This window comes from Paenibacillus sp. Aloe-11, from assembly GCF_000245715.1.
Lineage (GTDB): Bacteria > Bacillota > Bacilli > Paenibacillales > Paenibacillaceae > Paenibacillus > Paenibacillus kribbensis.
Window position 1 is genome coordinate 803,450 of sequence record NZ_JH601056.1, and the last position, 12,849, is coordinate 816,298.

Annotated in this window: 10 protein-coding genes and 1 pseudogene; 4 read left to right on the forward strand and 7 right to left on the reverse strand. The window is 40.1% G+C overall.

The features are described 5' to 3' along the window. Positions 1-326: 326 nt before the first annotated feature. Complete coding sequence (locus WG8_RS17120) at positions 327-3,206, forward strand: contractile injection system protein, VgrG/Pvc8 family (protein ID WP_007431479.1); 2,880 nt, start codon at positions 327-329, stop codon at positions 3,204-3,206. A 14-nt stretch (positions 3,207-3,220) separates the two neighbouring features. Beyond that, positions 3,221-3,592 (forward strand): hypothetical protein, encoded by a 372-nt coding sequence (locus WG8_RS17125; RefSeq protein WP_043891149.1) that lies wholly within the window; start codon positions 3,221-3,223, stop codon positions 3,590-3,592. Between the two features lie 900 nt (positions 3,593-4,492). Here WG8_RS17125 and WG8_RS17135 read toward each other — a convergent pair. The 6 genes from WG8_RS17135 to argR form a co-directional block, all read right to left on the reverse strand. Beyond that, positions 4,493-5,182 (reverse strand): Crp/Fnr family transcriptional regulator, encoded by a 690-nt coding sequence (locus tag WG8_RS17135; protein WP_043891150.1) that lies wholly within the window; start codon positions 5,180-5,182, stop codon positions 4,493-4,495. A 182-nt stretch (positions 5,183-5,364) separates the two neighbouring features. Then, positions 5,365-6,327, reverse strand: a complete 963-nt coding sequence (arcC, locus tag WG8_RS17140; RefSeq protein ID WP_007431481.1) for a carbamate kinase — start codon at positions 6,325-6,327, stop codon at positions 5,365-5,367. 36 nt (positions 6,328-6,363) lie between these two features. Further along, positions 6,364-7,779 carry an arginine-ornithine antiporter gene (gene arcD, locus WG8_RS17145; protein WP_007431482.1) on the reverse strand — a complete coding sequence of 472 codons (1,416 nt, stop codon included), beginning with the start codon at positions 7,777-7,779 and terminating at the stop codon, positions 6,364-6,366. Between the two features lie 71 nt (positions 7,780-7,850). Further along, positions 7,851-8,849: an ornithine carbamoyltransferase gene (gene argF / locus WG8_RS17150; RefSeq protein ID WP_043891151.1), complete on the reverse strand. Its 999-nt coding sequence runs from the start codon at positions 8,847-8,849 to the stop codon at positions 7,851-7,853. A 24-nt stretch (positions 8,850-8,873) separates the two neighbouring features. Next, on the reverse strand, positions 8,874-10,106 hold the full coding sequence (arcA, locus tag WG8_RS17155; protein WP_007431484.1) for an arginine deiminase: 1,233 nt from the start codon (positions 10,104-10,106) through the stop codon (positions 8,874-8,876). 430 nt (positions 10,107-10,536) lie between these two features. After that, a complete protein-coding gene (gene argR / locus WG8_RS17160) occupies positions 10,537-10,989 on the reverse strand; it encodes an arginine repressor (protein ID WP_043891152.1) in 453 nt (150 codons plus the stop codon). Positions 10,990-11,334: 345 nt separating this feature from the next. On the opposite strand from argR, the gene WG8_RS17165 reads away from it, so the two are divergent. Both WG8_RS17165 and WG8_RS17170 read left to right on the forward strand, forming a co-directional pair. Further along, on the forward strand, positions 11,335-11,694 hold the full coding sequence (locus tag WG8_RS17165; protein ID WP_043891153.1) for a putative zinc-binding protein: 360 nt from the start codon (positions 11,335-11,337) through the stop codon (positions 11,692-11,694). Positions 11,695-11,961: 267 nt separating this feature from the next. Continuing rightward, positions 11,962-12,354, forward strand: a complete 393-nt coding sequence (locus tag WG8_RS17170; protein ID WP_043891154.1) for a hypothetical protein — start codon at positions 11,962-11,964, stop codon at positions 12,352-12,354. 167 nt (positions 12,355-12,521) lie between these two features. On the opposite strand, the pseudogene WG8_RS17175 reads toward WG8_RS17170, so the two are convergent. Next, a pseudogene (locus tag WG8_RS17175) lies at positions 12,522-12,849 on the reverse strand (alginate lyase family protein); the annotation flags it as partial.

The following is a 12,849-nucleotide window of genomic DNA, read 5'->3' on the forward strand; positions in this document are numbered from 1 at the left end:
ATACTCCCTCTTACCATCTATTATATGCTTTTTTCTGCTCAAAACTCCTCTCCGCTATCCCCTTCTTCCAAATATAAACATTGTAAATACCGCTTCCAATGGGCCATCCTGTAAACTAAATTTCTCTTTTAACCGATAAATACATATGCTGGGTTGTTTATTAAATATCACCTCTCGTTCCTTTATAGTAAACAAACCCTGTGATACATAACGATCTTGACTCACTGTTGTACCCATCTTCGTCATCTATAATTCAGAAGCAAATTCAAGATGACGTACTTTACATAGAAGTAACTATCACATCTAGAAAGGAGTCATGAAATCACTTGAGCCTACTATCAGCCGCAATCGGCTATGAAAGCCTGCGCTTTTATGGTCCCTTTCAGCCACAACACATTGAACAACTTCAAATAACACGTGCCATCAACGACCATGCCTATTTACATATCAGTGGGTTGCTCTCCGAAGAACAAGGAGCAGCCTGTATTGGACAGGATATGGAGCAGGAGCCGATTGTCATTCGTCAGTTGGATGAACAGGGACAATCGCTGAGAAGGCTGTTCCATGGGGTTGTAACGAGTATGTCCGTACAATGTGTGCGTGGCGTGTATACGTTTGAACTGGAGGCCGCTTCCCATTCATACCAGATGGATATTAAGGTGAAAAGACGCTCCTATCAAGATATTCACCGCACTTATGATGATCTGGTCACTGCACTGATTCGAAAGTATCAGTATGGAGATGCCATTGATACCGTAAGCAACTATGCCAAACTGGAGGCATTTGTTTTACAATATGATGAGACCGATTGGGCGTTTTTAAAGCGTCTCGCCTCTCGCTTTGGTTCCGTACTTGTACCAGAGGTGACCGCAGCCTCACCCAAGGTTTTCTTCGGGATGCCAGAAGGTAAACAGCACAAAGTGGAACGGGATGTATTTTACAGGGTACGAAAAACATTTCATGAGCTGGATGCGGAAAAGCCGGGAGAACAACGTGCTAGCTCGTATGTCACCTATATGATTGAAAGCCTGCAATACTATGCGCTGGGTGATCTGATCACGTTACCCATCGGACAAGGCAAAGAACTGGTCGTGGTTCGGGCAGTGACAACGTTAGCAGATGGCTTAGTGCGTACCCGTTATGAACTCCAAGCGGAACAGGATATTCGCTATGCCCGGTATGAGAACGATCAGGCCACCGGAATTTCGCTGACAGGAACGGTACTGAAGGTACAGCAGGACTTTGTGCAGCTTCAACTGGACATCGACCCGAAGCAAGATCCTGCCAAAGCCTGTTGGTTTCCTGTAGCCACCCGTTATGTCGCCGAAGAACACAGTGGATGGTACGATATGCCTGAAATCGGGGAACAGGTGGAATTGTATCTGCCAACACACCGCGAACAGGATGCCTATGTAACGGATTCACTGCGACAACAACGCCACGCGAATGGACAGCCGAATGTGAAGGTATGGCAACACGTGCAAGGTAGCGGCGTGGAAATGTCTGAGCAGGAGTTGACCCTGTCTACCTCCGGTGAATTCTCCATTATGCTGCATGAAGCTAACGGCATCACAATCAACAGTCCGGGGAATGTGCAGATTCAGGGTGGTCACGTGAAGCTTGATGCAGGTGAGGAACTTTCGCTCGAAGCTGGAACGGCTCTGTATCTGAAAGGCGGGGCCAGCAGCATAGTGCTGGATGGTGAGACGGATACCAAAGCTCCAGTGATTTATCAGGAAGGAACGGTAAAGGCGCCTGTTTTTGTAGCCGACCTCCCTCCTGTGCCGGAGCCGCCACTGATGAGCATCAAAGCCTATGAAGCAGCTCAGTCAGCAGCCAAGGATTCATCTAGCAGCCAAGCCTCTACCCCTAAAGCAAAAGTCACCACTCCAGCAGAGCTTCAACAGGCGAATGCCTTAATGGGTACGGTGTCCAAGCTATTAGGCTCCATTCCAGCGATGGGGAAAGTGGCTAGTGTGATGTTAAATACAGTTGGTGGACCCGCAGGTAAAGTAGCGGCAACGGTTTTGCAAGCAACTGCATCGATCCCCGTTCGGAGCAAAGGAACACCTACGATTGGAGGAAGCAGCAAGGGGAGCGGAGTTCATCCATTGAAATACTTGGCTGGTTTAGCCCTTCAGGGACTGATTAGTCAATATGAGCATGAGCAAGCGAGACAAGCCTATTATAGCAAGTGGATTTTAGGAAAAGCATATACAAGTGCGCGTCATATAGCGTATTCCGGTGGCCCATTAGAGCTGGTTCAAAGCCTGCTGAAAGAGTCTAATGCCATGGTTCATGCGTATCAGCAGATTCCGGTAGATCTTAGACAACGCTGGAGAGCAAATTATGACAGCTATATGGCTCAACAAGCAGAGCCAAAGCAAGAAGAGGAATCTCAGTCATGGTGGGAACAAGCATTAGAGAAGCAAGGTGAGGCTGAATTACTGAACGCACAACTACAGTTAGAAGGAGCCCGGATTAGCAGTGAAATGGCATGGGATGCTACTCAAGGAGCATATCAAGCTGGTTTAAGAAGTGTATCACATGGTAAACATCAAATTGACTACAGCCCAAAACATCCGATTGCAGGTAAAACAGGTGAAGTGATAGGAGATGTGTTCAGCACTATAGCCGGGGTTGGAGAGATGATGATTGGTACGGGGGGAGAGGTTGGTGGTTTCCTCCTTGATGGATCGGTCGTATTATCTCCTGCTGGTGTGTTGGTGAACGTTGCATCTGCTGGTATGATATATCATGGAGGTGTGATGTCCTACCACGGGGCGTCAAATGCAGGAGGAGATTCTGCTGAACTTTGGGAAATGATTAAGGAAAAAAATAAGCAAGGTTCAACACCTCCTAAGCCGAGCAAACCTAACGAGAAGTTACCCGGAACTAAGGGGACGCCAGAAGCTAGGTATACTACAAATAATTTACCGAAGAATCCTAAAGAATTAATAAATAACGGCTGGAAAGATACAACGCCAGAAGGAATGGCGAAGAATACTAGCTCACGAGAATATATTGATCCTGCTACTGGAATGAAAGTTAGGTTTGACTCTGGGAAACCAGGAGCAAATGGTTTTGAGAGTAAAGATCATTATCATGTTCACAACCCAAATAGTACAGGGAAAAATGATTATTACCTTGATGTTAATGGTAATCCGGTAGCAAAAGGCTCGAAAGCATCTCACATTATACCTTAGATTGGGAGAGAAAAATGAAACCGTCAGAATTTATTAAAATGTATACCCTTTTTGATAGTCTTGTAGAGGATTTGAAATATAATGAGGTCGAGAAGCAGTTAAAATTGACTTTAGAATTGTGTCAGTGGAAGCAATCTTTCTATGTTGAAACTGAACCAGAAATGCAGCTTGGAATATTAATTTTCTCTGATGTAACATTCTACAAAACTGAACCTCAATTATTTAATTTGGACAGTAGTGAAATACTAGAGCTAGATTTACTCCCATGTGATGGAGAAGATGAGTGTATTAAAATGGTTCTTAATGGTTTGGACGATGTAATTGTACTAAGCATTCAATCTAACGAGGTTGAATGGAAAGAAATAAAAACTGAGGATGGACAATAGTCAGGAGTCTACAACGTAACAAGTTCGTACAATATAACAAGCTAGGCATAAAACAAACTGATAAAAATTCAACACATTTCAAAAGCTTATTCCAACTTGACTATAAGTTAGGAATAAGCTTTTTTTCACACAAAACAACGACTTGCCATCCCTCCCTATAAGAGTTACTATACACACTCAAACCACAGGATGGAAAATGTGTTATGTCAAATTGGCCAAATTGGTTTCAAGAAGCATTACGCCAACGGTTTTATCAACTAGAACTCACTAGTAAGCAACAAGTTTCATGTTCATCGGACGACAAAAATCTATTCGCTCAAATGAATCAAATCAAAATGAATCAAAACGAGGATATTCCAACATCTGCTATCTGAATGGGAAGAAGCCATAGGTTATCAGTTAAGCCAACACAAGCAGTCCATCAATATGGAAGGAGTAAAAGACGGAATTCGCTTGATCCTTCCCATCAAGCACTCCACAAATATTCTCTAGCCTATTTACCGCATTATCCCAAGATTTTTTAGGTTTACATTTTAAAAGCAGATCGTACACTGCAACAAGCTAGACACAAGACAGCTTAGCAAGGCATGAAGTCAACCCAAACACTATTTCGTGTTGTCTGACTTTGACGTACCTAAAATAATAGGAGAAGATCCTAGCCCCAATCATTATAGAAATGCTTACACACAAATCTTAAAGGAGTTGATGCTCATACGTAAGTCAAAACCTTTAGTAGCTGTCGGGGATCGGTTTTTGATAATCGCCCTGTAATTCGTCCTCTCGACGATGGGATCATGGCTGTTCCGATCTCGAACGAGCAACGTTCGAATGCAGCTGCAGAAATGGAAGATGTTATTCAAAAAGATGAACGACTTCTTTTTGAAGACGTCCATCTTGAATTCATATAGAGATTTCTTCAAAATAAGTTGGGTCATGTATTATGATTTTTTTACCTGAAACGGTAATAATATGATCTTTCTTTAACTGGTTTAACACACCGCTAACTGTTTCGCGAGACGTTCCGGATATTTTAGAAATTCCGATTGTTGTCAGTGGACACGAAATGACAATCTCTTCACCGTTTTGTTCCCCTAAATCCTGCCTTAAATAATTAAGTGACTGAATTACCCGATCTTGTGCATTGGGGATTGTAATATATTGTATACGATGCTCATGAAGTTTTAAAATTAAAGAAAACTGCTGAACAACAGATAATAATTGCTTTGGATTGGCTTTCAACATATCTTCAAAAATCGCTGTAGGAATATAATACACATCTACATCTGTCAGTGCTTCTGCCGAGTAATTGTATCTTTGATCTGTAAACATACCGCCATAAGGGAAAATTGAATATTGTTTTACATAGTCCTCATATAGTAAATTTCCACTTTGATTGACCCGCTCTAACTTTACAAAGCCATCTAACATAAGGTAAATTCGCTCCCTTAAGTCCCCTTCTAAAAATAAAAATTGACCCTTCTTATAAGTTCGCCAATAGACAAACTCTCTTAAGGTTTTTAATTTTTTTTCTGATAAATCAGCAAATAAGTTAAACTGCTTTAAATTTTCCATCACATTCCTTTTATCCATAAATACACCTCTCTTGTTTCATAATAGAATATAATAGAAATTTTATCATTTATCCTATGTACTGAGCAATTTAGCTCTCCATAAACTATAAATGATCAATGAAACAAGCAGGCCGAATTCGGGAGCAAAAGTCAGCCCAAACTCGACCATATTGTTTAAAGAGCAGTATTATTTATTGTTATTTATACATGCACAGATCCCTCTTGTTTAGAAATAACCGTACCTGTTTTTCCTTCTAATGCTTCATATACCTTCTCTAAAGAAGTAATAATGGCTTTTCGTTCTGAATTGGTATTAACAAAATGAATCGCAGCTTCAATTTTGGGTAGCATACTTCCCGCTGCAAAATGTTGTTCCTTTATATATCCTTCTAATTCATCACTGGTTACAAGCTCTAACCTTTTTTGATTGGGCTTATTAAAATTCACATACACAAAATCAACTGCGGTTAAAATGACAAGCGTATCGGCACCTACTAATTCAGCTAATTTCTGAGCGGCGAAGTCTTTATCAATAACCGCTTCAGTCCCTGTCAATTCATCATGAGAATGAATGATCGGAATTCCGCCACCTCCAACAGCAATGACGATATTTCCATCATTCACTAAAGAATCAATCACTTTATATTCAAGAATGCTTACAGGTGTTGGTGACGGTACAACTCGTCTCCACCCTCTTCCTGCATCTTCTTTAAATACCACTTTTGTTTCCTTCATGACCTTTCTTGCTTCGTCCTCTGTATAAAAAGGTCCGATTGGTTTGGTGGGATTATTAAATGCTTCATCTTTTTCATCGACGACCACTCTGGTTACGATTGTTACCACATCTTTATTTATATTTCGTTTTCTCAATACTTTTGCAATCGCATTTCCCATCCAATAGCCAATCATTCCTTGACTCATCGCACCACAAGTATCCAACGGCATTGCGGGGTTTTTTTCTGATTCCGCCGCTTTTTGCTGTAATAAAATATTTCCTACTTGCGGACCATTCCCATGGATAATTACGATATCCACATCATTTTCTATTATTTTTACAAGTTGTTCCGCTGTTTTTTCTAATGCTTCTTGTTGTGCCTGTGCCGTAGCGTCCACGGATTGTATCGCGTTTCCGCCTAGTGCCACTACAATTTTTCTGCGTGCCATACTTCAACCCTCCAATTGTTTTTATTGCCAAAAAACTTAAATCGCAAAATTCCCCGTAACTAATTCATAGATTGTGAATACTGCCAAAGCAGCAATAGCAACAGATAATATCAGTTCCACCTGAGTAAATACTTTCTTTGGATTATTTTGCTTTTGTAGCTTATAATAGATAAAAATGCCTGGTGCATATAAGGTCATTGCTAATAACAAGTAATTTAACCCAGCCGCATAAACTAACCAAATCCCATAAATACTTGCAACGATCCCAATGATTATATTGAGGGTTCGGCCTTTTTCGTTTGATCGCAAGCTATACTTCAATTGATAAAATGCTGAAAATACATAAGGAACTAAAATAGCGGAGGATGCTAGAGAAAACGCAAAATGATACGCTTTATCCGAAATAATGAAGGTTAATAAAAAAAGTTGAATTAAACCATTTGTAATCCATAATGAATTTACAGGAGCTTTATTTTTATTCTCTTTCGCAAACCACTTTGGAAATGTACCATCTTTAGCGGCTAAATATGGAATTTCAGATGCAAGTAAAGTCCACCCGAGCCAAGCGCCTGAGGCGGAAACAACCAAACCCAGGTTAATAAATGCAGCTCCCCATTTTCCAACAACACTTTCAAATAAATAGGCCATAGCTGGATTTTTCAAATTAGCAATATCCGCTTGCTGCATAAGCCCGAGAGATAATAATGTAATCAATACGTAAACAATAAGTGTTCCGATCAATCCAATAACTGTCGCTTTCCCGACATCACTTTTATTTTTTGCACGGCCAGATAGAACAACAGCCCCTTCAACACCAGTAAATACCCAGACCGTTACAAGCATTGTGCTTTTAACTTGACTGCCTACCGCCCCCCAATTAAAAGTACCCCCTTGTCCCCAAAATCCGTCTACGAATACATGGAGTTGAAAAGCAAAGATTCCCACAATAATGAATACAAACACAGGTACTAATTTTGCGATTGTAGTTACTAGATTTATAAGCGCTGCCGATTGTACGCCTCGTAAAATCAGCAGGTGAACACACCAGAGCAAGATGCTCGCACCAATGATTGATGCTATATTTTGCCCCCCATCAAAAATGGAAAAAAAATAGCCTAATGAACTAAATAGTAAAGTTGCGTAAGCTACATTCCCAAGCCATGCGGCTACCCAATACCCCCACGCGCTATTAAACCCCATAAAATTTCCAAATCCAGCTTTCGCGTAACTAAAAATACCACCATCCAAATCCGGCCTTTTTTTAGTTAAATTCTGAAAGGACAATCCAAGTGCAATCATTCCGATGCCTGTGATCACCCACCCAATCATGATCGCTCCGGCTCCGGCTTCTTTGGCCATATCACTTGCCAGGTTAAATGCTCCACCGCCTATCATCGAACCGACAACAAGAGCTGTTAAAGTAAATAATCCTAATTTCTTTTCTTCACCCACTACACTCACCTCTCTCTATTTGATCGTGTTAAGGAAAAGAGAGAGAGAAAGAAGGAAGATGAATTCCTTCTTTACTCCATATTTCCTAAAGTAGCTGCCAAAACCGCTTTAATGGTATGCATTCTATTTTCAGCTTGATCGAATACTTTGGAATGCTTGCTGCGGAATACCTCATCGGTTACTTCCATTTCTCTCAATCCATATTTTTCGTAAATTTCTTTTCCATACGTTGTTTCCAAATCATGAAATGCGGGTAAACAATGTAGAAAAATCACATCCTTATTCCCTGTTTCTTTAATCATTTGCATATTTACTTGATAAGGCGAGAGCAGCTCAATACGTTCAGCAAATTTATCTTCTTCCCCCATAGATACCCAAACATCTGTGTAGATTACATCTGCGCCCGCAACAGCCTCTTCAATGCTACTGGTTACCATTACCTGGTCACTACATTTCTTGGCCAAATAAATGACTTCTTGTGCTGGCCATAATGATTGTGGCGCACAAATCCGAACATCCATGCCAACGATTGAGCCACCCACCAATAAGCTATTAGCAACATTGTTTCGGCCATCGCCAACATAAACGAGCTTCACATTTCGCAAATGCCCAATATGTTCCTGGATGGTTAATAAATCCGCGAGCGTTTGGGTTGGATGCCACATATCCGTTAGACCGTTCCACACCGGTACACCCGAATGCTCTGCTAAAGATTCCACTGTTTTATGAGCAAAGCCGCGAAACTCAATTCCGTCAAACATGCGGCCCAACACTTTCGCCGTGTCTTCTACGGATTCTTTTTTACCAAGCTGAATATCACCTTTACCCAAATACTCGGGGTGCGCGCCTAAATCTGTACAAGCTACTGTAAATGCGCACCGTGTACGAGTAGAGGTTTTTTCAAATAAAAGGGCTATATTTTTTCCTTCCAAATAACGATGGGGAGTGCCATTTTTCTTTTTCTCTTTTACATCTGCTGCTAAATCGAGCAAATATAAAAGTTCCTCTTCTGTAAAATCGATCTCTGCAAGAAAACTTCTACCTTTTAAGCTTGAATTAGTTTTTCCCATATTTATCCCTGCTTTCTCCGTAATTTAAATATCTTTTCGAACGATTGGCATACTCATACAACGTGGACCCCCACGGCCACGGGATAATTCCGAGCTCAATATTTCAATGACCTCGATACCGTGTTCACGCAATAAAGCATTGGATACATAGTTACGGTCATACGTAACAACGACTCCTGGCGCAATGGCTAATGTATTGGATCCGTCATTCCATTGTTCACGAGCAGAGGCTATTGCATCTCCTCCGCCACAAGGAATAAGAACCAAATCCTTTAAGCCCAAAACCTCTTTTAGCGATTCCATTAAAGAGGTGTGATGGGTAATTTTAAGCGTTTCTTCATCCGGGCCTTTCTCTAAAACATAAATATTCATATTTCCTTGCGGTCCTTGGATCGCTGGATGAATTGTAAATTTATCATAATCAACCATCGTAAATACGGTATCTAAATGCATAAATGCCCGGCATTTTGGAATTTCAATGGCTAGTACTCGCTTGAATTTTTCTTGACGGCTAAATAGATTTAGGGCTAAACGTTCAATAGCTTTAGCTGAAGTACGGGCAGATACACCAATGGCAATGGTTTCTTCATTTAAAATGAGCTCATCACCACCTTCGATTGGAAATTCATAATTGCGATCCAGCCAAATCGGTACATTATGACTGGTAAATCTCGGGTGATGTTTAATAACGTACTCCATAAACATAGATTCACGTCTTCGTGCAGTTTCCCTCATTTTATTAATCGTTAATCCATCACCAATAACAGCTGCAGGATCGCGGGTAAAATATAAATTTGGCATTGGAACCAAATAAAATGGAGAATGATCTTGCATAAATTCATGTAATTGCATACTCTTACCCGTTTCAATTTCGTTTTTTCGTACACCACTCATTATTTTTTGAACTAAATCTTCATTGGAGAAGGAAAGTAAATATTCTTTTAAAATTTGATGTGAAACATTTCCTTCGGCCCTTCCTTCTTTTAACATTTGGTCAACAAATTCTTCTCTCCGTTTTTTATCCACTAATGCCTCGGCCGCAAGTTTTTCCAAATAAAGAACTTCAATTCCCCGATTGCGTAATGTTTGGGCAAAATAGTCATGTTCTTTTTGAATCACCGGCAAAAAGGGAATATCGTCAAATAATAACGGTTGTAAAAAATCCGGTGTTAAGTTTTCTAATTCTTGTCCCGGACGTTTTAATAAAACCGTTTGTAATTCCCCAATTTCCGAAGCAACATGCAATGGATGCTTCATGGGTCGTACCTCCTTTTTAATCTTTGATGTATACAAATGCATCATAAATGGTCCATGCTTTCCGCCCCGTGCAAACGCCAACATTTTTGTTGAGAAATATTTCACGTTTTTATTTTTAAAATAATAAAAAAAATGTATTTTTATAATAGATTTTGTCAGTTTATCTACAAAACCTATTTCATATTACGTATATATGATGAATATCTGGACTGTAACTGCTGATCTAAAAATGCATGCTCAACTTGCAGCCTATGTGAAATGGAAGCGCATTCAAAAGAAAAAGAGCGAAGGAACGCCCGCAAGGTAGCTGTGATGCTTGATCCAACAAGATACATCACGGCTACGGCATGCTCAATTCCGGGCATCCTACACTCTTTAATTACTAAATTCAAGTAACCTCGTATTCTCACTTGACAATCTACCAGCTATTTTATCTAAAAATTAAATTAAATCTTTCTTCTAAAATCTTTCGATCCGATAGGGTTTGGGAAATGACAAGGCAGGTATCATTCCCGCATACACATCCTACCATTTCTCTCCAATTTGAATTATCTAATAAAACACCGATAACATTTGCATTGCCAGGCAACGTTTTTATAATCGTCAATTGATCGATATAATCAATCTTGACAACAACTTCTTTTAACTTCTTCTTTAACTTCAAATCCGTTTGCAAAGGCATTTCTGAGGAAACATTATAGATCATAAATCCTTTCGGAGAAGCTATTTTTATTAATTTCAACTCACGGATATCCCGTGAAATCGTAGCTTGCGTTACTATTACATCTTGTTCTGCCAACAATTCTACTAACTTCTCTTGTGTTTCTATTTCATATTCGCTTACCAATTGCTTAATTAATCGTTGTCTTTTTTCTCTTTTCATAGAAAGACACTCCTTTTTATATTATAGCTTTATCATATTTTGCTCTAATTTTCTATTATTTTCTATAAAAAGGGATACAGAGTGTATACTCTCGGAGCAAAGAGATGGCGCAGAACTTATTTTCATTGATAACACTGAAACGAACGAAGAGGAGCTTCTCATTTCTGGAAGTTCCTCTTCTTGTATTAAAAGTTTAATGGTAGATTTTGAAAAAATGTTGTCGTGATCAATATCACGGTCTAACCTGTAAATTTAAGCTAAAATACAAACAATTTAAATTATGTTTTATCTAAAACCAAAAATACCGTGATGGATCACAAAGAAAAAACAGGGAAGTGTACAAAGATGAAAAGAACTGATTTACCTCTTGTCTATTCATGTTCTGGATGTTCCTCCGCAGCACAAACCGCTAATATGATCGCTATCAAAATGGATCGGGAAAAAGTCGCTGAAATGTCCTGCATTGCTGGTGTGGGTGGTGATGTCAAGCCACTTGTTAGAACAGCAAAATCGGGACGTGACATCATTGCAATCGATGGCTGTCCCTTGTCCTGTTGCAAAAGTTGCTTAGCAAGGCATGAAGTTCAACCCAAACACCATTTCCTGCTGTCTGACTTTGACGTACCCAAGATAATAGGAGAAGATCCTAGCCCTGATCATTATAAAAATGCTTACACACAAATCTTAGAACTCATTGGACAATAATTCTGAATCAAAATAAAGGTGTAAATCAAAAAGATGGCTCACCTTTATCTTTAACCCTTTCAAGGTGTTGCAACAGTATACAGTAAAAGTGTAGCTGGCTCTCATTATGTAACAATATCGTAAATTAGTTTTTACTGGTGGCTCCTAACGCAACTTTAAGGACCACCAGTATTATTTTTATACAGCAAAACATCTTTTGGATATGATTATTTTGTCGACTTTACTTCACATCATAATACATAGACGAACATTTCAAGGAGGGACTTTATGGAACATCCCTTTTCATCAATATTGACGTATAGCATACAAACAATTGCAATTTTACTAATTATCTTTAAACTGTTGAGAAAAAACGAAAAAAAAGTAGGTTTGGGATCACTTTCACTGCTTTTAGCTCTTCTTGGTATGGCTGTTTCTTTTGAATTTGGCAATTACATATTTGGGGACCAGTTGCTTTCCTTTTTAGGGTTGCCCGCATGGTCTAATGTTGACAATACCGGGTTTCACTACACCTTTCTTCTATCCATCATTTTTTTTGCTCCCAGTTTAATCATTGGATATAAAAATCCTAACGAATTTGGAGCTCTTATTGGAAAACGGATTTCTGGTATATATCTACTTTTTATAATAATTTCGCTTATATTTTTTATTACAAGCTAATTTCTCGATCACTTTTCCATTTTTATAACAAAAAGACGAACAGTCATCTAACGATCTTGATCTCGTCTTGATTACACTGGGTCAAGCCATAAAAAAGAGGAGGTAACCGGAACCTTGATGCATAGTGATCAAGGATTCCAGTATACCTCCCGGCCTCGCAGCGGCCGTCAGCCATGCTCCTTCCATTCCAGCGTGGCTTCGTCAATGACGATGGTTCCGGCTGCGACACCAAACACATAAGACAGCTCCACCCGCTGGCGCGCAGGATCAAGCTCGCACTCGGTCAGACGAAGCTGCTCATTGTGATCGGCCGAGTCCTCCGGCAGACACACCGTCAGAATACCCGCTTTTCCTGAAAAAGCGGCCTGGCCCTGCAATACCGGCGTCTCCGTCTTGGAGCCGTATATTCCCGATACCCAGCCCTGATGCTCACTGACTGCGAAGCACCCCTCTGCCAACCCGGCAGTTGTCCACTGGATGGCAAGCTTGACAGTG

What these genes read in the sequence shown, in the direction of transcription:
- WG8_RS17170 (WP_043891154.1), top strand. Translation starts at nt 11,962, where the DNA reads ATGGAACATCCCTTTTCATCAATATTGACGTATAGCATACAAACAATT.
- argF (WP_043891151.1), bottom strand. Translation starts at nt 8,849, where the DNA reads ATGGGAAAAACTAATTCAAGCTTAAAAGGTAGAAGTTTTCTTGCAGAG.
- WG8_RS17165 (WP_043891153.1), top strand. Translation starts at nt 11,335, where the DNA reads ATGAAAAGAACTGATTTACCTCTTGTCTATTCATGTTCTGGATGTTCC.
- WG8_RS17125 (WP_043891149.1), top strand. Translation starts at nt 3,221, where the DNA reads ATGAAACCGTCAGAATTTATTAAAATGTATACCCTTTTTGATAGTCTT.
- arcC (WP_007431481.1), bottom strand. Translation starts at nt 6,327, where the DNA reads ATGGCACGCAGAAAAATTGTAGTGGCACTAGGCGGAAACGCGATACAA.
- WG8_RS17135 (WP_043891150.1), bottom strand. Translation starts at nt 5,182, where the DNA reads ATGGATAAAAGGAATGTGATGGAAAATTTAAAGCAGTTTAACTTATTT.
- argR (WP_043891152.1), bottom strand. Translation starts at nt 10,989, where the DNA reads ATGAAAAGAGAAAAAAGACAACGATTAATTAAGCAATTGGTAAGCGAA.
- arcA (WP_007431484.1), bottom strand. Translation starts at nt 10,106, where the DNA reads ATGAAGCATCCATTGCATGTTGCTTCGGAAATTGGGGAATTACAAACG.